Genomic DNA, 476 nt, shown 5'->3' on the forward strand with positions numbered 1-476 from the left:
TCGTCGTCACCGGTGGTGCCCAAGGTTTGGGATTATCGATGGCCGCTATGGCGGCGAAAGCCGGTGCACATTTGGCGCTGATTGATATGGACAGCGCTTTATTAGACGAGGCGATAGCACAGCTAAAAACTCACAGCACGCTCGCCGATGCCAAAATCCAAGGCTATATCTGCAATGTCAGCGTTGAACAAGAAGTTGAGCAGACATTCGCTGCTATAGCGAAAGACTTTGGTGCTATCCACGGCTTGATAAACAATGCCGGCATCTTGCGTGATGGTTTATTTATCAAGGCGAAAGAGGGCAAGGTGGTCGATAAAATGTCACTAAGCCAATTTCAATCGGTCATTGATGTTAACCTGACCGGGGTGTTCTTGTGCGGGCGCGAAGCCGCCGGGCACATGGTGGAGCACGCCGAGGGCGGGGTGATTATTAATATGTCCAGTGTGGCTCGTTCCGGAAACATGGGGCAAACTAAC

1 protein-coding gene is annotated in these 476 nt (G+C 51.5%); it reads left to right on the forward strand.

Annotation, left to right across the window (positions count from 1 at the left end; all coding sequences use genetic code 11):
• On the forward strand, nucleotides 1–476 hold a 476-nt coding region (locus tag CWB98_RS23600; protein WP_138546985.1), incomplete at both ends, for an SDR family NAD(P)-dependent oxidoreductase.

This window comes from Pseudoalteromonas rubra, assembly GCF_005887115.1.
In the GTDB taxonomy this organism is placed as follows: domain Bacteria; phylum Pseudomonadota; class Gammaproteobacteria; order Enterobacterales; family Alteromonadaceae; genus Pseudoalteromonas; species Pseudoalteromonas rubra_F.